At 70.0% G+C, this 19,155-nt stretch carries 21 protein-coding genes; 12 read left to right on the top strand and 9 right to left on the bottom strand.

The features are described 5' to 3' along the window. Positions 1–78 precede the first annotated feature (78 nt). The 7 genes from E7T09_RS01215 to E7T09_RS01185 all read right to left on the bottom strand — a co-directional run bounded on the left by E7T09_RS01215 (position 79) and on the right by E7T09_RS01185 (position 6,630). On the bottom strand, positions 79–447 hold the full coding sequence (locus tag E7T09_RS01215) for a phage holin family protein (protein ID WP_136387322.1): 369 nt from the start codon (positions 445–447) through the stop codon (positions 79–81). A 143-nt stretch (positions 448–590) separates the two neighbouring features. After that, positions 591–1,535, bottom strand: coding sequence for an aminoglycoside phosphotransferase family protein (locus E7T09_RS01210; protein ID WP_168734647.1), 945 nt, complete (start codon positions 1,533–1,535; stop codon positions 591–593). Between the two features lie 27 nt (positions 1,536–1,562). Further along, complete coding sequence (gene purB, locus E7T09_RS01205; protein WP_136387320.1) at positions 1,563–2,870, bottom strand: adenylosuccinate lyase; 1,308 nt, start codon at positions 2,868–2,870, stop codon at positions 1,563–1,565. A gap of 245 nt (positions 2,871–3,115) precedes the next feature. Next, positions 3,116–3,796, bottom strand: a complete 681-nt coding sequence (locus E7T09_RS01200) for a hypothetical protein (protein WP_136387319.1) — start codon at positions 3,794–3,796, stop codon at positions 3,116–3,118. Between the two features lie 108 nt (positions 3,797–3,904). After that, positions 3,905–4,240: a hypothetical protein gene (locus E7T09_RS01195; protein WP_136387318.1), complete on the bottom strand. Its 336-nt coding sequence runs from the start codon at positions 4,238–4,240 to the stop codon at positions 3,905–3,907. Then, positions 4,237–5,208 (bottom strand): MvdC/MvdD family ATP grasp protein, encoded by a 972-nt coding sequence (locus E7T09_RS01190; protein WP_136387317.1) that lies wholly within the window; start codon positions 5,206–5,208, stop codon positions 4,237–4,239. The genes E7T09_RS01195 and E7T09_RS01190 overlap by 4 nt, the downstream gene beginning before the upstream one ends. Positions 5,209–5,211: 3 nt before the next feature. Next, positions 5,212–6,630, bottom strand: coding sequence for a M12 family metallopeptidase (locus E7T09_RS01185; protein ID WP_136387316.1), 1,419 nt, complete (start codon positions 6,628–6,630; stop codon positions 5,212–5,214). A gap of 445 nt (positions 6,631–7,075) precedes the next feature. Between E7T09_RS01185 and E7T09_RS21775 the strand changes: the two genes are divergently transcribed. From E7T09_RS21775 to dusA, 11 genes are all read left to right on the top strand, one after another. Then, complete coding sequence (locus tag E7T09_RS21775; RefSeq protein WP_168734630.1) at positions 7,076–7,246, top strand: hypothetical protein; 171 nt, start codon at positions 7,076–7,078, stop codon at positions 7,244–7,246. A 58-nt stretch (positions 7,247–7,304) separates the two neighbouring features. Beyond that, the gene (locus E7T09_RS01180) at positions 7,305–8,210 is read left to right on the top strand and encodes a histone deacetylase (RefSeq protein ID WP_136387315.1); all 906 of its coding nucleotides are present in this window, start codon (positions 7,305–7,307) and stop codon (positions 8,208–8,210) included. 153 nt (positions 8,211–8,363) lie between these two features. Continuing rightward, the gene (locus E7T09_RS01175) at positions 8,364–8,996 is read left to right on the top strand and encodes a Crp/Fnr family transcriptional regulator (protein ID WP_136387314.1); all 633 of its coding nucleotides are present in this window, start codon (positions 8,364–8,366) and stop codon (positions 8,994–8,996) included. Between the two features lie 100 nt (positions 8,997–9,096). Continuing rightward, positions 9,097–10,134 carry a DNA double-strand break repair nuclease NurA gene (locus E7T09_RS01170; RefSeq protein ID WP_136387313.1) on the top strand — a complete coding sequence of 346 codons (1,038 nt, stop codon included), beginning with the start codon at positions 9,097–9,099 and terminating at the stop codon, positions 10,132–10,134. Between the two features lie 85 nt (positions 10,135–10,219). Further along, on the top strand, positions 10,220–12,031 hold the full coding sequence (locus tag E7T09_RS01165) for an ATP-binding protein (RefSeq protein ID WP_136388414.1): 1,812 nt from the start codon (positions 10,220–10,222) through the stop codon (positions 12,029–12,031). Between the two features lie 19 nt (positions 12,032–12,050). Continuing rightward, positions 12,051–12,404 (top strand): hypothetical protein, encoded by a 354-nt coding sequence (locus E7T09_RS01160; RefSeq protein WP_136387312.1) that lies wholly within the window; start codon positions 12,051–12,053, stop codon positions 12,402–12,404. Further along, entirely contained in the window at positions 12,404–12,892 is a 489-nt protein-coding gene (locus E7T09_RS01155) for an AAA family ATPase (RefSeq protein WP_136387311.1), read from the top strand. Before E7T09_RS01160 ends, E7T09_RS01155 begins: the two co-directional genes overlap by 1 nt. Before the next feature lie 125 nt (positions 12,893–13,017). Next, positions 13,018–13,497: a DUF6194 family protein gene (locus tag E7T09_RS01150; protein WP_136387310.1), complete on the top strand. Its 480-nt coding sequence runs from the start codon at positions 13,018–13,020 to the stop codon at positions 13,495–13,497. Beyond that, entirely contained in the window at positions 13,494–14,456 is a 963-nt protein-coding gene (locus E7T09_RS01145; RefSeq protein ID WP_136387309.1) for an RluA family pseudouridine synthase, read from the top strand. The genes E7T09_RS01150 and E7T09_RS01145 overlap by 4 nt, the downstream gene beginning before the upstream one ends. 56 nt (positions 14,457–14,512) lie before the next feature. Then, a complete protein-coding gene (locus tag E7T09_RS01140; RefSeq protein WP_136387308.1) occupies positions 14,513–14,746 on the top strand; it encodes a hypothetical protein in 234 nt (77 codons plus the stop codon). Positions 14,747–14,801: 55 nt separating this feature from the next. Continuing rightward, complete coding sequence (gene dusA / locus E7T09_RS01135) at positions 14,802–15,839, top strand: tRNA dihydrouridine(20/20a) synthase DusA (RefSeq protein WP_136387307.1); 1,038 nt, start codon at positions 14,802–14,804, stop codon at positions 15,837–15,839. Positions 15,840–15,854: 15 nt separating this feature from the next. On the opposite strand, the gene E7T09_RS01130 is transcribed toward dusA, so the two are convergent. Further along, complete coding sequence (locus E7T09_RS01130; protein ID WP_136387306.1) at positions 15,855–16,922, bottom strand: M20/M25/M40 family metallo-hydrolase; 1,068 nt, start codon at positions 16,920–16,922, stop codon at positions 15,855–15,857. Positions 16,923–16,960: 38 nt separating this feature from the next. Here E7T09_RS01130 and apaG point away from each other — a divergent pair, with 38 nt between their 5' ends. Continuing rightward, the gene (apaG, locus tag E7T09_RS01125; protein WP_136387305.1) at positions 16,961–17,365 is read left to right on the top strand and encodes a Co2+/Mg2+ efflux protein ApaG; all 405 of its coding nucleotides are present in this window, start codon (positions 16,961–16,963) and stop codon (positions 17,363–17,365) included. An 11-nt stretch (positions 17,366–17,376) separates the two neighbouring features. Here the strand turns inward: apaG and E7T09_RS01120 are convergent, their stop codons facing one another. After that, a complete protein-coding gene (locus tag E7T09_RS01120) occupies positions 17,377–19,107 on the bottom strand; it encodes a GAF domain-containing sensor histidine kinase (RefSeq protein ID WP_136387304.1) in 1,731 nt (576 codons plus the stop codon). Between the last annotated feature and the right edge of the window lie 48 nt (positions 19,108–19,155).

Genomic DNA, 19,155 nt, shown 5'->3' with positions numbered 1-19,155 from the left:
GCAGCGGATCGAGGTACAGGGGCGGCGTCGCCGCGTCGGAGGTCAGCGTTTCCTGCTGCGGCGCGGCCGGTCCACCGGTCACCCGTCCCGACCCTCCAGCCCGGCCGCACCCACGATGGCGTCCAGCACCCACGAGATGATGGTGAGGATCAGCGCGCCGATGACTGCCGCACCGAAGCCGTTCACGTTCAGGGCGGTGACCGCCGCCACGAGGTACAGCACCACGCCGTTCACCACCAGCGTGAACAGGCCCAGCGTGAGCACGTTCACGGGCAGTGACAGCAGCAGCAACACCGGCCGGATCAGCGCATTCACGATCCCCATGACCAGCGCCGCGATCAGGATGCTGACCACGTCGGCGCCGGGGGCGAAGCTCACGCCGCCGTACACCCGCGTGAGCAGGTACAGGGCCAGCGCATTGACCAGGAGTCTGATGACAAATCCCATACGCGCAGGATAAGGGATCCCGCCCTTGACGCATGAATGCCGCTTTCCCTTCCCTGAATCCGAACCTGGGAGACACCTGAGCGTCCCTAAACCACGACCACCGGCGCTGCCCGACGGATCGGACAGCGCGACAGCGCGCGAGGTCAGGCTTCCAGCAATCTCCCGGCAACCGTCAGAAACGGAACCGCCAGCTCGGGCAGGCCGTGCCGGGCCAGGTACAGGCCGCTCGTGACGCGCTCCAGGTACGCCCACTGCCAGATGGCTTGCGCGTCGGTGCCGGTGGCGCGCGCCAGCAGGTCGCACCACGAGCGCACCTCCGTCCGCGCGTCGGCAGCGGCCAGCAGCCGGGCATTCCAGCCACGCACCGCGACACCGAGGTCGTACTCCGGTTCGCACCGGAAGCCCTCGGGATCGACGAAGACGTAGCCGGTCTCGGCACCGGGCCGACGGCCGGACACCGGCAGCAGGTTGCCGAGGTGGGCATCGCCATGAACGAGAACCTGCCGCGCAGGATCACGATCGTCCAGGCGCTCGGCGGCATATCGGAGGGCCTGGGTGACCACGTCCGGGGCGGTGATGGAAGGCGCGTAAGGGACGCACCCGTGGATCAGCGCCGTCAGGCCAGCGGCCTTATGTTCTGTCGAACCGCCCGGACTGGCAACGGACTCGGCAGGCACTTTCCAGGCACGGGCAAGGGTTCCGGCGGTGATGGTCAGCGCGTTGTGAACGTCTGCGCTGTCCTCGTCCAGCGGTGCCCCCAGGGCTTCCATGAGGAGGGCTCCGCGCTGGAGGTCGTGGGCGAGCACCTCCACGTAGCCCTGGCCGCGCGCGGCGATCAGGGTGGCCATCTGCGTGCTCAGCATGGGTTCAGGCAGCGCGACCTTGAGGACAGCCGACTGCCCGCCCGTGGTCGTGACGCGGCAGACGTAGGAACGGCTCCCACCGGGCAGGGCCGCTTCCCGGCGCAGGCCCCAGTCCTGGCAGAGCCCGTCGACGGTGCCGGGAAGCGCGTTCAGCCAGCCGAGGCCAAATTCTCCGAGACTACCGCCATAGGCGCGAACGGTGTCGGGCACGGCGACGGCGTCCATGCGCGTCATCGTATGTGTTCCGAGACCCTACAGTCCGAACCGCGCGTAGATGTCGTCCACGTGGCGCAGGTACCACTGCAGATCGAAGGCGGCGTCGAGGTGGGCATCGTCCAGCGGATTCTCGGGATCGGCCTTCAGCAGGTCGCGCAGGCCCTCGCCGGTTTCCCAGCTTCTCAGGGCGTTGCGCTGCACCAGGCCGTACGCGGCCTCGCGGCTCATGCCCTGCTCGTCGATCAGGGCGTGCAGGACGCGCTGGCTGAACACCAGGCCGCCCAGGTCGTTCAGGTTCTTCATCATCCGCTCGGGGAACACGACCAGGTCGCGCAGGACGCCAGTCAGGCGGCGGGTGGCGTAACTGGCGGCGGCCGTGGCATCGGGCAGGATGACGCGCTCGGCGCTCGAATGGCTGATGTCGCGCTCGTGCCACAGGGCCACGTTCTCCAGACCGGTGGTCAGGAAGCCGCGCAGCAGCCGGGCAAAACCGGTCACGTTCTCGGTCAGGATGGGGTTTTTCTTGTGCGGCATGGACGAGGAGCCGGTCTGGCCCTTGCCGAAGGGTTCCATGGCCTCGCGCACCTCGCTGCGCTGCAGGTGGCGGATTTCCACGGAAATGCGTTCCAGGGTGGTGCCCAGAATGGCCAGGGCGCTCAGCACCTCGGCATGCCGATCGCGGGCGAGCGTCTGGTTGGTGATCGGGGCGGCCTGCCAGCCCCACGCGGCGGCGACCTCCTCCTCGACTTTGGGGGACACGTGCGCGTAGGTGCCCACGCTGCCCGACAGCATGACGACCTGCACGCGCTTGCGGGCGGCGTTCAGCCGTTCCAGGTCGCGGTCGAGGGTCGCCATCCAGTTCAGGAACTTCAGCCCGAAGGTCATGGGCTCGGCGTGGATACCGTGTGTGCGGCCCACCGTAGGCGTGTGCCGGTACGCGACGGCCTGGGCGCGGCACACCTCGCGCAGCCCCTGCACGTCCGTGACGATCAGGCCCAGCGCCTCGTCGAGCAGCAGGTTCTGGGCGGTGTCGACGACGTCGGTGCTGGTCAGGCCGTGGTGGATGAAGCGGGCCTCGTCGCCGTAGCGGTCGGTCAGGGCGCGGGTGAAGGCCACGATGTCGTGGCGGGTCACGGCCTCGATCTCCGCGACCTTCTCGGCGAAGGCGTCGTCCAGCGGATCGTCCTGGCTCTGCTGCACCAGGGCCGTGTGGGCGCGGCGGGGCACCTCGCCGTGGTTCGCCTGGGCGTCCATGGCGGCCAGTTCGACCTTCAGCCACGCGCGGTACTTGCTGGCCTCGCTCCACAGGGCCTTCATCTCGGGGGTCAGGTAACGGTCGATCACGCCCCGGAGGGTAGCACCCCCCCGTCAGGGCCCCCGAACGTGGGGCACGGCGGTCAGGTCTCTCACAGCGCCGCTGGGGCACCTCCCCACATACTCTGTTCACCCCCCCATGGAGGTGTCGTTGAAAACCCGCTTGCTCCCGGTTCTCGGCTGAACTCCCGTCCACTCCTCGTGTCTGTCCGCAGCGGCCCATCGTGTGATGTGGGCCGCTGCGGACGTGTGGCTTCGCGTTGCCGGACGACCGGTCAGTGCTGGTCTGCACCGCCGGTGGTGGCCGCCGTGCCCAGGCCATGCACGGCCCCCAGGTCACGCACGCCCACCCAGAGCAGGTGGTTGGTCGGGACGGCCAGGACATCGCCGGGTAGATGGGCATTCCAGCGGGGATTGAGGGGCCCGACGTCCGGGAGGCCCAGGGCGCGTTGCAGGGCGTTCTGGTAGGTCACGCAGTCGAAGCCGTCGGTCTCGCCGTTGAGCAGATAGGCGCTGCCGGTCAGGGCGTCGGCGCGGGCCTGCAGCGCCAGAAGCTGGCCGGGCTGGACGCCGGTGTCCAGCACGAACACCACGTCACGGCCCAGCAGGCTGTTCACGGGACGGGTGCGGGACGTGCTGCCGGGCGGGCCGGGTTCCTCGCTGAGCAGGTTCGGGCCGACCTTGCGCGTCACGTGGCTACACAGGCCCCATAGAGAGCCGCGGGTCTGACACGCCACGATCACGCTTCCCAACGGGGCGAGTTCCAGGGTATCCGGCAGGGAGCGCAGCAGGTGCCGGGGCACGCGGCCGGCCGTGAGCAGGTCCTGGATCGTCCAGGGGGCGTCGTCGGCAATGGCCGTGAGCGCGAGGCTGCGTGGGCCGACCGAGATGGGCAGGCAACTGCTCAGGCCGACGGCCAGCAGGGGAAGCAGCAGGAACCGCAGGGCGGATGGCATGGCCCTCAGTCTGCCCGGAAACAGGGGACGTGAGTGTGGGCGCCCGACGCGTCCGCCCACCGTGACACGCGACCGGTGGAGTCGGCAGGTCAGGCGCTGTCGGGCTGCCTACACCCGCGTGAGGGGCACGTCCACGTCCGCGCGCAGGTCCGTGACGGGCACGTGCCGGGTGGTCAGCAGGTCGCCGGGCGTGATCTGCCCGCTGCCGTCGAGATCCACGTGCACCTGCACCGCCACCTGCCGGCCGGTCAGGTCCGGCACGTCCGGCACGCGGTACGCGACCCGTCCACCCGCGAGATCCACGTTCTGCCACTGCGCGGCGGCGAGCAGCGGGGCGGGCGCGTCCTGCACGCCCACGTCCCGCAGTTCCACGCGCACCCGCGCGGCCTGCGCCGGCAGCGGCCCGGCCGGCAGCAGCAGGTGCCCGCGCAGGGTGCCGCTCACCGGCGCACGACCTCCGGCGCGCCTGTATCGGCCATGACGGTCAGGTGATCCGCGACCGCCTGGCTGATCGGCAGGCCTGTGCGCTCCTCGACGAACATCCACTGCCCGGCGGGGTTCACCTCGAAGAACACGTACTCGCCGTCCGGCGTGCGGCGCATGTCGATCGCGCCGTACACCAGGCCCAGGCGGCGCTGCAGCTCCAGCAGGCGGTCTTCGAGCGCGCGGGGCAGCTCGGCGGACCTGACCTTCGCCTCGCCGATCACCATGCGCATGTCCACCGGGTACGAGGTGTCCTGCGCATCGAGTTCCGCCGTGTACAGCCGGTCGCCGACCGCGATGATGCGCAGGTCCACGCCCGGCACGTACTCCTGGAAGATGACCGGCGCGAAGCGCACCGAGTCGAGCTGATCCAGATCCTGCCGCTCGACCAGCCGCGTCTCCCGCCACGCCTCGAGGATGGCGATGAAGGCCTTGAACACCACCTTCCCCACCCCGAGATCCTGGATGAACGCCCGGGCGTCGTCGGGGCGGGTGGTGACCAGGGTGCGCGGCAGGGTCAGGCCGACCTGCCGGGCCACCGACCACTGCAGCGGCTTGTGGTGCGCGGCGGCGTCGGCCTCGCGGGGGTTCATCCACGGGCAGCCCAGGGCGTCGAGCATGCCGCTGACCGCCTCGTTCGTCTCGGACAGCGCGAAGGCCACGGCGTCCGGATCCTGCACCAGCGGGTCGAGGGTGTGGGCGCGCACGCGCCGCCACCACCCGGCGCGGGCGTCCGCCAGGTTCACCTCGCCGGCGGCGGTGTGCACGCGGTACGCGTCGGGCGCGCCCGGCTCCCACGAGCAGCTCAGGCCCGACGCGGCCGGGAAATCCGCGAGGTCGAGGCGCACCACATCCCGCCCGGCGCGGTGCAGGCGGGCCACGACGTCGTCCGTGTGCTCCTCGCCCGGGTAGGAGACGACCGCGATCACGCTTCAGCCCTGCCCGAGGGTCTGCACGGTCTGCACGGCGGCCTCGTACGCCTCGAGCACCTGCGCGTAGTGGGCCTCAGCCTCGGCCAGCATCTCCTCGAGTTCCTGCAGCTGCTGCGCGGCCATGTCGTAGTCGCTCAGGAGCTGGGCCTGCTCGTCGGCCTGCTGGGTGAAGGCGTCCATCTGGCCGTAATTCGGCACGCGGCTGGGCGTGGCAAGCACGAAGGGCGTCATGCCCGCGCCTGCGCCCAGGTCACGGCCGGGCAGCACCGGCCCCACGGGCGGCCCGATGGGATCGGCGGCCGGGCCCTTGGGCATGCGGTCGAAGATCGGATCCTTGCGGACTTCCTTGATGGTGTCCCGGATGGGATCCTTGCGGATTTCCTTGATGGTGTCGCGGATCGGATCCTTGTGCCCGTCCTTGACCGGGTCTTTGCGGATCTCCTTGATGGTGTCCCGGATCGGGTCCTTGATGGGTTCCTTGATGCCGTCCTTAGGAGCGTCCTTGATGGGATCCTTGCGGATGTCCTTGAGGCCCTCCTTGACCGGCTCTTTGCGGATGTCCTTGATGGGATCCTTGCGGATATCCTTGATGCCTTCTTTGATGGGCTTGACCTGCGGGTACATGGCGCGCACGCCCGCGATGTCCCCGGTCGACAGGCCCGTGCGCTGCCCCATGACCACCCCGGCCGGGAGGGGCTGGCGCGGCACGATGGTGGGCTGCCCATTGATGCTGAAGGCGTCGGCCGGGTAGTGCATGATCGAGCCGTAGTCATACGCGCCGAGGTCGTCGCCGTCCTGGATGTGCTGCGTGAAGTTGTGCTGCGTGCTGGGATCGACGTTCGCAAAGTTGATGGTGATGAAGGTGTCGCGATCCTCGCGGCTCTGCTCGTGCCACAGGCCCACGGTGTGCCCGATCTCGTGGATGGCGTTCCCGGCCGAACAGCCGTTGCCGAGCGTGATGTCCTGCCGCCCGCCCCGCATGCCGACCATGGACGAGCACCCGTTGCCGCCCGTGAAGTGCACGAAGTTCATGTCCGACGCCGCCTTCGGCGCGAAGCGGATCGAGGTGTGCGCGTGCCAGTGCGCGATCGCGTCCGTCACGCGCTGCTGGTTGGGCATGGCCGGGTCGATCTCGTAGGGAATGCGTCCGCCGGGCCAGCGGAAGCTCTGGCCGGTGATCCCGATCGACTCGGCCCGTCCGGTGCCCTCGTCGCCCTGCGCGGCGGCCAGGTCGGCGGCGCTGCCGAGGACGATGTCCCCCTCGAAGATCGCCTGGCCGTCCACATCGGCCCACGGCAGGCCGCGTTGCGGGACGTGCGGGCCGGTCATGATCGCCGTGCCGGCCAGCGGGCCGGAGCGGAATTCGCCGCGCGTCTCGCCCGGCTGGTCGGCGTTGTTCCTGCGTCGAGAGTTCGTCATGGTGCGCTCCTTCAGGGAATGGGGCAGGCCCGCACGGCCGATCCGTGCTCGGCTGGCGCAGTCCTGCAGGCGTGGGTGGAGACGCTGGGCCGACCGCCTGCCCGGCGGTGACGGCCGGGCCGTTAGGGCCGGGCGACCGGCACGGGGTGGGAACGGCGGGGGCAGGCCCGGATGGCCCCCGGTCTGATCAGCTGTGGCGGATCCCCGATGACTTCCCTCCTTCCGACACGGCCGCTCCCCGAGGCTCCGGGAACGGGGCCGCATCCTGGGACAAGTGTCCACACCGGCCATGACCGGGGCATGATCGGCGGGCACGGCCCTCTGCGCGCAGCGTTCCAGCACGCCAGCGTGGACCTTTCACCTGCCACCGGGCCGATCCGGCCCAGTACAGTGAGACCATGCGAAAACGTGTGAGCGCGGTTCCGGGGGAGGGACGGACGTGATCATGGGCCTACTGATCCTGGTGCTGGTGAGCGTGAACCTGGGAGGGATCTTCAGCATGGTCATGCAGTCGGGGCGGGGCGACTGGCTGGCCGGGATCGGCTCGCTGCTGTTCCTGGCGGTGCTGGACGTGGCCGGCTTCTGGATTCTGCGGGCCCTGCGTGAGGACAGCTGAGCGGCCCTTTGTCGGCGGGCACGCTCTCGGAGGCCACGTCTCCGGGCAGACTCGGCGGATGACTGCGCCCACCGGACGGTTCCGTGCGTACACGCCCGCCGCGTACGACTTCCCTCTGCCGGAAGGCCACCGGTTTCCGTCTTACAAGTACGCCGGCGTTCGGGATCGGCTGTCTCCTCTGCTGCCGGTGCTGGACACGCCCGCGCTGCCCTGGGCGGACGCCGGGCGGGTGCACGATCCGCTGTGGCTGCGGCGCTGGCGGCGGGGCGAGGTGACGCGGGCCGAGGAACGCGCCTTCGGGCTGCCGTGGTCGCCGGGCGTGGTCGAGCGGGCACGCCGGGCGGCGGGCGGATCGCTGGCCGCGCTGCACGATGCGCGGCGGGTGGGCTGGGGCGCGAATCTGGCGGGCGGCACGCACCACGCCTTCCGCGACCGCGCCGAGGGCCTCTGTCTGGTGAACGACGCGGCGCTCCTGACCCGCATGGCGCTGAACGGTGGACTGGCACGGCGGGTCGCGGTGCTCGACCTGGACGTGCACCAGGGCAACGGCACGGCGGCGCTGCTGGGGGCCGAGTCCCGGGCCTTCACGCTCAGCATCCACGGCGAGCGCAACTATCCCTTCCGCAAGGAGCACAGTTCGCTCGACCTGGGCCTGGGCGACGGCGTGACGGACGCGGCGTACCTGGCCGTGCTGCGCGGCCAGGCCCTCCCGGCGCTGGACGCCTTCCGGCCGGACCTGCTGCTGTATCTGGCGGGCGTGGACGTGCTGGCGGGCGACCGGTTCGGGCGGTTCGCCCTGACCCTGGACGGCGTGCGCGAGCGGAATCGGGCGGTGCTGACGTGGGCACGGAAGGCCGATGTGCCGGTGGTGACAATGATGGCCGGCGGGTACAACCGCGATCACGCACTGACCGTCGAGGCACACGCGAGTGTCGTGCTGGACGGCCTGGACGTCTTCAGCTGAAGGGCCCGCTCCAGAACCTTGAGGCAGTGTTCAGGCTTGCTCTCACAGGTTGACCAGGGTTGTACAAAGGTTATACAGTCGCATCTACAAGCGACCCGTCCCCTGGGGCGGTGACCGGCGTCCAGCCACGGACCCACCGGATCAGGAGCGGATATGACGTATACGAGCCCCACGGCCCCCGCCCACCCCCACCACACCGACGCCACCCGCACCGTCCGCCGGGGCCAGACCCTGTACTACGCCGGCGACAGCGCCCCCAGCCTGTACCGCCTCGAATCCGGACTGATGCGCGCCGTCCGGCTCACGCCCCAGGGCCGCAACCTGACGGTTCGCCACATCCATCCCGGTGATGTCTTTGGTGAGGAGACGCTGCATGGTCAGACACGGGCGCATCAGGTCGTGGCCCTCACCGACGCCGTGCTGACGCCCATCCACCCACAGCACCTCAGCCCCGCCGACGTGTGGGACGTGACCCGCAGTCTGTCGGCACAGCTCCAGCGCATGATGACCGACGGCGTACACATTCAGGACGGCGACCTGCGCGAACGCATCGCGCGGTACCTGCTGAACCTCGCGGATTCCACCCTGGGCGGCCAGCACGCCGACGGCGTCCGGTACGTCCGGGCCACGCACGAACTGATCGCCGAGGGCACCGGCGCTACCCGGGAGAGCGTGAGCAAGTTGATCGGCGAGATGCGCGACGACGGCCTCCTGACACCCGCGTACCGCTGCCTGACCCTGACCGACGAGGAGCGCCTGCGGTTCCTGAGCGGCTACCACAGCTGACCCCACCAGCCCCCCCGGCCAACCCGCCCCACACGGCGGGTTGTTGTCTTTGCAGCCACCCTGTCGGGCGACCACGGAGACGCCGCTCTAGAATGTCCGGGTGAAAATCCGCCTTGACCCCTGGCCCGTGGATTTCGAGGGCGGGCAGCTGGGCCTGAATGCCTTCGACGGGCAACTGATCGACATCGAGACCGAACGCTGGGCCGCCATCCCGCCCCGCCCTATTCCGGAGCGACTGCACACCGTGTACGTCGTGGACGGCAAACCCCGCATGGAATCGCGCGTGTTCATCGAGGATCAGCGGGGTGAGGCAGGAGTGGGCGGCTTCGGGGCCTTCGTGGTGGGCGCCGTGAACCTCTGCCCGCACGGCTCGCGGGCCGCCGAGCTGAGTGACGTGCTGGCCTCGCGGGTGCTGGCGCACGCGCCGGGCCTGCGCCTCGACCCGTGCGACCTCTCGCCGCGCGACCCGCACACCGGGCGCCTGCACTACCCCCCGGTGGCCGCCGCCTCGGCCGATCCGCTCGCGCCGCAGCACAAGGTGCAGGCCCTCATGCTCGACGCCGAGCAGGAACTGTCTCACCGCTACGCCTCCGCCGTGCCCCTCGACGAGCACGACCCCCGTGAGCCGCTGAGCACCCTGACCCTGCAGGACGGCACCCTGCGCCGCAGCGGCGTGAATCTGGGCGGCGCGGTGGTCGGCTATGTCAAGACCATGCAGACGCAGTACCTTCCGGCAGATCGCGTGGGCCTGCTGAGCGCGCTGAAGCCCGGCGAGCGGACGCCGATCATGCACCTGACGTCCGAGACTGGAAAGACCACGCGCTTCACGTGGTATGTCCGGCTGTGCGAGGCGGCCTTCTACCAGCACCCCATGAGCGGCGTGATGCGGCTGGAGATGTACGCGCCGGAGGAACCGGACTTCCTCCCGCCGGCGGTGCGCGCGGTCGCCAGCCTGTCCGGCGCGCTGCTGCTGAAACTGGGCAGCAAGGCCCACAAAGACCCCCGCGCGCCGCAGAACCTGATCCCGACCGCGGCCCTGGAACACGCCATGGGCCGCGCCATGGGCAGCCCGGAGCTCGTCACCCGCCGCATCCGCGCGCACATCGCGCAGACCTTCGGGCCGGAGGCGGTGGCGTGACGCACAGAGCACCAAACCGGCGGTGGCGACCCCCGGCCCCCAGCGGCGGGCAACCGTGACTGCGGCCCCATCGCCCCGGATCGGCATGGTGCTGGGCACCGAGGACGTGACCCCCACTGTCTTCTGGTTCGCGGTGAGCAGCGGCGCGAGCGTGCAGCTCGACGATCTGGTGACCGTCCGGACTCTGCGTCCCGACGGGAAGGCCGTGACCTTCTACGGTCTGGTGGACAACGTCCGCAAACGGCACGAGGGCGTGACCTTCGAGTCGGACGTGGAAGATGTGGTCGCGGGCGTGCTGCCCGCCAGCGTCAGCTACGCCGCGCGGGTGCTGGTCACGCGGGTCGATCCCGAGCACTTCATTCCGCCACAGCCGGGCGACCTCGTGCGACACGCGCGCGGCAATGACCTGAAGATGGCCCTGAGCGCGGACAAGATGCAGGAGGCCGCCTTCCCCGTCGGGCTGCTGGCTGACGGGCAGGCGCTGCCGCTGAACTTCCGCTTCGTGAACGGCGAGAGCGGCGGGCACATCAACATCTCGGGGATTTCCGGGGTGGCCACCAAGACCAGTTACGCGCTGTTCCTGCTGCACTCGATCTTCCGCAGCGGGGTCATGGACCGAGTGGCGCAGGCCAGCGGCGGACAGATGACCGGCAGCGCGGGCGGCAAGGCCATCATCTTCAACGTGAAGGGCGAGGACCTCATGTTCCTCGACAAGCCCAACCGGAAGCTGGACGAGAAGGAACGCACGGCCCAGACGGAAAAGGGCCTCGCGGCCGACCGCTACACCATCATGGACTTGCCGCGCACGCCGTTCCGGGACACGCAGTTCCTGGCGCCGCCGCGCCCCGGTTCGGTCAGCGGCGCGATCACGCCGCACACGGATCAGCGCTCGGCGGGCGTCACCCCCTTCGTGTTCACGCTGCGGGAATTCTGCGAACGCCGCATGCTGCCCTTCGTGTTCAGCGACGCGGGCAGCAGCCTGAACCTGGGCTTCGTGATCGGGAACGTCGAGGAGAAACTCGCGCGGCTGGCGCAGGGGCAGACCGGGCCGGGCCTGACGGTCGAGGACTGGACGCCCGAGGACGGCGCCGAACTGGGAAGCGGGCCGCTGGAGGAACTGAGCTTCACAGAGATGGGCGGCGTCACGCTGCGCACCTTCGAGCAGCTCATCAGCTATATGGAATTCAAACTGCTCGAAGACCGGGAGGGCGAGGGCGACCCGAAGTGGGTGCTCAAGCAGTCGCCGGGCACGCTGCGGGCCTTCACGCGGCGGCTGCGGGGCGTCCAGAAGCACCTGAACCCGCTCGTCCGGGGTGACCTGACGCCCGCTGAGGCCGAGCGGTTCCGCCCGAACCTGCTGCGTGGCGCGCAACTGAGCGTGGTGGACATCCACAACCTGTCCGGCCCGGCCCAGATGTTCGTGGTGGGCGTGCTGCTGCGCGAGGTGTTCGAGCACAAGGAGAAATACGGGCGGCAGGACACCGTGTTCGTGGTGCTGGACGAGTTGAACAAGTACGCCCCGCGCGACGACAGCAGCCCCATCAAGGACATCCTGCTGGAGATCGCGGAACGCGGGCGCAGCCTGGGCATCATCCTGATCGGCGCGCAGCAGACCGCCAGCGAGGTCGAACGCCGCATCGTGTCGAACGCCGCCATCCGGGTGGTCGGGCGGCTCGATCTGGCCGAAGCGGAGCGGCCCGAATACCGCTTCCTGCCGCAGAGCTTCCGCGCCCGCGCCGGCATCCTGCAACCCGGCACCATGCTCGTGTCGCAGCCGGACGTGCCCAACCCCGTGCTCATCAACTACCCCTTCCCCGCGTGGGCCACCCGCAAGGACGAGGTGGATGACTTGGAGGGCAAGAAGGTCGAGGAAGTCGGCGGAGACTGGCTGCGCTGATGCACGGCAGACTGGTGCCATGACGACCTCTTCCCCACCGGCCGAGGCGCTGGCCGTGCGCTTCGCCTCCCTGCTGCTCGACCGCCAGTACGGGGAGGCCCACGCCATGCTCACGCCGGAGGTGCGAAACACGCTGAGCGTGAAAGAACTGGCCGGGCAGTTCGAGGCCTGCGTGCCGCTCGACTGGGAGGAGGGTCGCATCGAACGGCCGATGTTCATGAACCCGACCCTCCTGCCGGACGCGCGGCCCGGCGACCTGGGCTGGTACTACGTGCCCATCGGGGGGAATATCGCCAGCGAGGGCATGACGGTGGTCGTCGGTGCTGGGGACGGAGGGCTCGCCATCCGCGCCGTGGAGTTCGGCCGCCCGTGATGGCCCCGCGCCTCCTGATCACCGGCATGTCCGGCACGGGCAAATCCTCTGTGCTGGTGGTCTTGCAGCACCGAGGATACGAGGTCGTCGAGACGGACGTGGACGACTGGTGCGTGTGGGGTGCCCTGCCGGGCTCCGAGGACGCGGGCTGGCTGTGGCGGGAAGACCGGATGGCGGAACTGCTGGAACGCCCGCGCACCCGGCCACTGTTCGTGAGCGGCTGCGTGGCGAACCAGGGAACGTTCTACCCACGGTTCGAGCAGGTCGTGCTGCTCAGTGCTCCGGCAGAGGTGATCCTGGCGCGCGTGGCAGGCCGGACAACCAATCCATATGGGAAGACCCCGGAGGAGCGGGCGGACATCCTCGGCTTCCTGCGGGACGTTGAGCCGCTGCTGCGCCGTGGCGCAGATGTGGAATTCGATACCTCCCGGCGAACGGTGACGGAGCTGGCGGAAGCGTTGATCGCACTGACGGAGGCCACTCCTTAAAGACCGGATGAAGCTTCTGCCCCGGGTTTCTCTCACTTCACTCATGGACGATAGAGCCGTCGGCGCAGAACCTCACGTCCCTTCTTCCCATCCAGGACGCTGTCCCTGGCATTCGAGGAGCCGCTATGGATCAGGCCGAATTGCTGGCACACCTCCGCCACCTCTACCCGGGCGCCGAGTTCCTGGAACATGGCGGCACGGTGTTTGTGATGTACGACCCGGACGGTCGCCTGCCGCCTGAGCGGAAGCAGCCCTTCGTGACGGTGGTGCCGGATGACGCCCACGATCAGGTGTCGAACCTATCCCGGCCGGGCGTGTACCGTCTGAACATGGGGGTGCGGCCCGAGACGTACAGGGCACACTTCGGGCCGCACCCCCGGTCCGGCGCGGATGGCTTGGTGGACACCGAGCATGATTTCACGGTGCTGGACACGCTGCTGCCGCACCCGATGTACGCGCCGATGTCGTGGGTGTGCGTGCTGAGCCCCAGTGAGGCGACCGTGGCCACGTTGCGGCCCCTGCTGGACGAGGCGTATACGGTGGCCGTGCGGCGGCACGCGCAGGCCGGGAAACCACGCGGAGCAGCGGGTACACTGCCCGGATGACCGATGCCTCCGCCCCGCTGACGTTCACGGCCACGCCCGGCCGTCTGGACGCGGTGCTGTCGGCGCTAAGCGGGCAGAGCCGCTCGCAGGTGGCCGGATGGATCGCGGGGGGCTTCGTGCTGGTGGGCGGCGTACCTGCCCTGAAACCCAGTTCGAAGCTGCGGGGCGGCGAACCGTTGAGCGTGCAGGTTCCCGCTCCTCCTGACTCTCACGTCGCCCCGGAGGACGTGCCGCTGGAGATCCTGTTCGAGGACGAGCACCTGATCGCCGTGAACAAGCCCGCCGGAATGATCACCCACCCCGCTCCCGGCGTGAGCACCGGCACCCTGGTGAACGCCCTGCTGGGCCGCACGACCCTGCCCGAACAGGAGGGCTTCGACGGCCCGGACGGCTTCCGGCCCGGCATCGTCCACCGGCTGGACCGGGACACCAGCGGCGTGATCGTGGTGGCCAAGACCGTGCAGGCACACGCCCGGCTGGCCGCCGCCTTCAAGAACCGCGACACCCGCAAGACCTACCTGGCGATTGCCGCCGGCACCTGGAAGGCCGACGCGCCCGTACAGGTCGACGCACCCATCGGGAGGCATCCCGTGCAGCGCCAGCGCATGACGGTGGGCGGCAGTCAATCCCGCGACGCGCAGACCCTGTTCACGCCGTTGACCGCGCATAAGGACGGGCATGGCCGCACGCTGGCGCTCGTCCGTGCGCAGCCCCGCACGGGCCGGACGCACCAGATCCGCGTGCACCTGCTGCATCTCGGATCGCCGCTGCTGGGTGACCCCGTCTACGGACGCAGCAGCGAGATCATGCCCCGGCACGCGCTCCACGCGCAGTTCCTCGATATTCCGCACCCGGTCACGCGCGACATGCTGCATCTGCACGCGCCCGCGCCGGACGACCTGCTGGAAGCCTGGGTGGCGCTGGGCGGCAGCGTTCCGACGGGGCTGGAGGAGCCGTAACCGTTGATGAAGCCGCCGCTTCCCGACAGGGAACCCGCGGCGCGTAGGGTTCAGGCATGACCAAAAATCACGATGAGCAGGGCGGCCTGCCGCCAGACGCCGGCAACGGGATGAGCGACCGCGCCGGATACTATGACGACTCCGAGACCGGCTCGACCGACACGCCCGTCGGCTCGTCCACGGCGGGGGACGGAAACGCAGTGCCGGGCGTGGATGGCGACCGCCCGGTCATGGACACCGGCACCAGCTTCGGAACCGATCCGAACGACGACGACCGCCAGGGCGGCTGAGTGCTGCGACCAGGGCACGTTCCGCAGGCGGGGCGTGCCCTACACTGTGCGGCTGATGGCCGCTTCCCTCCTGCCCACGCCACTGCCGCCCCACCGGCTGTCCGTCGCGCCGATGATGGACTGGACGGATCGGCACTGCCGCGTGTTCCACCGCACGCTGACGCGCCGGGCGCTGCTGTACACCGAGATGGTCACGACCGGCGCGATCATTCACGGCGACCGGGAACGGCACCTGGGCTTCGACGCCGTGGAGCATCCGGTGGCCCTGCAACTGGGCGGCAGCGACGCAGCCGCGCTGGCCGAGTGCGCCCGCATTGCACAGGGCATGGGGTACGACGAGGTGAACCTGAACTGCGGCTGCCCCAGCGACCGCGTGAGCAGCGGCAGGTTCGGCGCCTGCCTGATGGGTACGCCCGACGTGGTGGCCCGCGCGGTGGAGGCGATGCGCGGCGCGACCACCCTGCCGGTCACGGTCAAGCACCGCATCGGCATCGACGATCTGGACAGCTACGACCACCTGACGGCCTTCGTGCGGACGGTCGAGGCGGCCGGCTGCGACACCTTCATCGTGCACGCGCGCAAGGCGTGGCTCTCGGGCCTGTCGCCCAAGGAGAACCGCGAGATTCCTCCGCTGCGGCACGACGTGGTGCGGCAATTGAAGGCCGACTTCCCGCACCTGACGGTCATCCTGAACGGCGGCCTCCTGAGCCTGGATGCCGCGCAGGACGCGCTGGCCTGGGCCGACGGCGCCATGATCGGCCGCGCCGCGTACGGCGACCCCTTCATCCTGGCGCGGGTGGATCAGGACGTGTTCGGCGAGCAGGGTCTCCCGGTCACGCGCCGGGAGGCGATCGAGGCGTTCCTGCCGTATGTGGAAACGCACCTCGCCCAGGGCCAGCCCCTGAACCGCATGATGAAGCACACCCTGGGGCTGTTCACGGGTCAGCCCGGAGCGCGCCACTGGAAACGCACGCTCAGCGAGCACGGGCACCGGCCCGGCGCCGGACTGGACGTCGTCCGGGCCGCGCTGGACGGGGTGCCGGACGCGGTCCTGGACGCCCGGCCCGGCACGAGCGAAGTCCAGCCGGCCTGAGCGCCCCGCGGCGCCTCAGCTCCGGCGGGTGAAGTCCGGTTCGGCCTCCAGTTCCCGGATCCACGCGGCGATGAGGTCGATGCAGGCCCGGACGTCGCGCGCGTCGACCATCTCGTTCGGGGAGTGCATGTACCGGTTGGGGACGCTGACCACCGCGCTGGGCACCCCGGAGCGGCTCAGCACCATGGTGTCGGCATCGGTGTAGGTGTAGCGGGGGTTGGCGCTGAGGGTGTAGGGAATGGCGTCCTTCTTCGCGGCGGCCTGCATCTGCCGGAAGATCGTGGGGCTGGTCATGGCCCCCACGCTGAGGTTCGCGCCGCTGCCGAAGGGCGCCACGCCGTACTTCTCGGGCTTCACGCCGGGCTGGCTGGTCTCGTGCGTGACGTCCACAGCGACGCCGGCGATGGGATCGACGCGGTGCGTGGCGAGTTTCGAACCGAAGGATCCGATCTCCTCCTGGCTGGTGCCCACGGCGACCACGCGGTGCTTCAGGTCAGGGCCCTTCAACGCGCGCAACGCCTCCAGGACGATGAACGCGCCCACGCGGTTGTCCAGGGCGCGGCTGACGATCTTCGTGCCGACCCGCAGGGTGGGCTGTTCGATCACGCCGACCGTGCCCACGGGAACGCGCTCCTTCACGTCGGCGGCGTCCAGGCCCAGGTCGATCCACAGGTCTTCCAGTTTGCTGGCCTTGCGCTTGTCGTCGTCGTCCATGACATGCACGGCCTTCTTGCCGATTACGCCGATCACGTCACCGCCGGGCGCTAGCAGGCGGATGCGCTGCCCGACAAGCACCTGCGGATCCCACCCACCCAGGTTCATGACGTGCACGAATCCCTGGTCATTCACGTGGCTGACCATCAGGCCGATCTCGTCGAGATGCCCGGTGAGGATGACGGCCGGGGCGTCCTCGGGGCCGAGTTCGGCGTACACATTGCCGTAGTGATCCTCGCTGGTGCGGGCGAAGGTGGCGGCCTCCGCGAGCCAGACGTCGGCGGCGCGGCGCTCGAATCCGCTCGGGGCGGCCTGTTCCAGCAGGGCGGTCAGGAAGGTTTCATTGATGACGGAGGAGTCGGCGATCACGCGCGCGAGTCTATGCCAGCCCCGGCTATGCTGACCGTATGAGCCGTCCCACCCTGCCGGACAACCAGCACCTGAATCCGGACATCGACGTGGTCGTGGCCGTCCAGCACCTGCCCGCGCACAGCAGCCCAGAGCGGCAGCTGTTCACGTATGTCATCACCGTGCACAACCGCAGCGACCAGACGTGGCAGCTGATTGCCCGGCACTGGGACATCGTGGACGCCACGGGCCGCGCGACCGTCGTGGACGGCGAGGGTGTGGTGGGAGAACAGCCGGTGCTGCCGCCGGGCGGGTCGTTCACCTACGATTCCTTCGTGACGGTGGAGGCCACGCCGGGCCGCATGGGCGGCCACTACGTGATGCAGGATGCCTGGGGCGTCCGTGCCCAGGTGCCGATTCCGGCCTTTGTGCTGGACGTGCCGGGAACCCGTGTCCTGAACTGAACCAGGACCGTTCAGGCCTGCGGCATCTCGGCCTCGATGACGGTGCCGTGGCCGGGCGCGGACAGGATGCGGTACTGGCCGCCGCGCGCCTGGATGCGTTCACGCATCTGCATCAGGCCCAGGCCGCCCGCCGAGGAGACCCGGCCGCTCACGTGCTCGGGGTCGAAGCCCACGCCGTCGTCCTGCACGCGCAGGGTCACGATCATCCCGCCGTGCAGGGTCACGCTCACTTCGCGGGCGCGGGCGTGTTTGGCGACGTTGTTCAGGCTCTCCTGCAGAATGCGAAAGATCACGGCCTCGTCGCCGGGCGACAGGTGAATCTCGCCGCTGACGTCCAGGTTGGCGCGCACGCCGTTCTGCTCGCCGAAATCCAGCACGTAGCGCCGCGCGGTCTCCAGCAGGCCGTAGCGTTCCAGGTCGATGGGCCGCAGCGCGAAGATCGACCGCCGGACCTCGCGGATCTGCTCGCGCAGCAGGGCGCTGGCGTCCTTGACCTCGCTCTCGGCCCGCACCGGGTCGCTGTGGAGCTGGCGGGCGACCACGTCCAGCTTCAGGGCTGCGAAGGCCAGGGACTGGGCCACGCCGTCGTGAATCTCGCGGGCGATCCGGGCGCGTTCGTCCCCGATGGCGAGTTCCTCGGAGTACAGGTACGCGCGGGCGTTGCGGACCGCCAGGGTGGCCTGCCCGGCCATCAGGGCGAGCAGCGGCAGGCGGGCGTCGTCGAAGGCGCCGGCGTCGTGGTGGCCGAAGACGAGCACGCCCACGAGGCCCTCCTCGTCGCGCATGGAGAGGCCCAGCACGCTCCGGACGTCCGGGAAGACCTCGCTGGCCGGCAGGCCGTCCGTGATCAGCGGCAGGGTGGACGCGGCCACCTCGGCGGCGAAGGGGGGCGCGGGCATGCCGCCCTGCGCCTCGCCCCGCCGGTCCTGCGCGTATTCCAGGCGCAGCACGCCGTCCTGGTCGCTGAGGTACGCGGCGCGGGCATCGGCTCCAACCCGCTCGGCCATGGTGCGCGTGACGCGTGACAGCAGGCGGCGCATGTTGCGCTCCGCGCGGATGCTCTGATCCACCGAGTACAGCGTCATGAGGTCCAGGGTGCGTTGCCGCGCGGCCTCGATCCCGGTCGTGACCTCGGAGGCGAGCGCCTGCGCCAGCGCGTGCGTGTCGGGGCTGGGCGGCGTCTCGAAGTGCAGCAGGAGCTCCCCACCGCCGGGCAGACGGACGGCCAGCGGGTGCAGGGCGGCGCTGGGCGCCGAGAGCAGCGTGTCGCCGCGCGCGCTGCCGCTCAGGCCGCCCGGCACGCTGAGGGTGGCGTGCGTGGCCCCCGTGACCCGCACCGCGCCCCTCGCCGCCACCTCCAGCACCGCGCCCATGTCCGGGGCGCCGCCCAGGTCGCGCATGAGTTCCTGCACGGCCTGGAGCCGCGCGTGCGAGATGCTCAGCTGGCCGTACAGGTCGCGCAGTTCTCGCTCGGCGCGCTCGCGGGCGCGGGTGCCCTCCGCGATCCACTCGACGCTGTAGTACGTGACGGCCGGGCCGACCAGCCCGTAGAACAGCAGGTGCGCCCACTGCTCGCCCTGGACGCTGTTCAGCCGCGAGATCAGGAACTCGACCAGGCCCACCACCAGGATGATCAGCGGCGGCAGCACATTGCGCACCAGCCGCACCCGATCCGACAGCCGGACGCGCGGGGGCGCGGCGGGTGGGCGTGGCGACGAGGGAAGGGAGACGGGCACCTGCATAGTCGAGGTCAGTCTAGGCCACGCCGGTCAAGCTCACCGGTATCCCGG

Source organism: Deinococcus sp. KSM4-11, from assembly GCF_004801415.1.
Classification (GTDB): Bacteria; Deinococcota; Deinococci; order Deinococcales; family Deinococcaceae; genus Deinococcus.
Note: the sequence above shows the minus strand (reverse complement) of the source record. Positions and strands in the feature narration are given on the sequence as shown.